The sequence below is a fragment of the Lactiplantibacillus sp. ME-2 genome (assembly GCF_022549155.1).
Taxonomy (GTDB): domain Bacteria; phylum Bacillota; class Bacilli; order Lactobacillales; family Lactobacillaceae; genus Lactiplantibacillus; species Lactiplantibacillus plantarum.
Genome location: NZ_JAKZEQ010000170.1, coordinates 1 through 224 on the forward strand (window position 1 = coordinate 1; position 224 = coordinate 224).

Consider the following 224-nt stretch of genomic DNA (forward strand, 5'->3'; position numbering starts at 1 on the left):
GTTTGGCCACCATGAGGTCCAATTCGCCTGCGGCCATTCGAGTTTTGAGGTTTTCGCTCAGGCCCACGACGAGTTCGAGATCGACGCCGGGGTAGGACCCTGTGAACTCCACCAGCACGTCGGAGAGCATCCGGCCGACCAGATCATCGGAGGCGCCGAGTCGGATCAGGCCGGTGGGGCGGCATTCGGAGAAATAGCGGTCGGCCTTGGCCTGGGTGTCCAGG

Annotated in this window: 1 protein-coding gene; it reads right to left on the reverse strand. The window is 63.4% G+C overall.

Annotated features, from left to right (window positions below):
* The coding region (locus tag MMY95_RS15840; protein ID WP_241277849.1) for a LysR substrate-binding domain-containing protein at window positions 1-224 on the reverse strand (224 nt) is incomplete at both ends.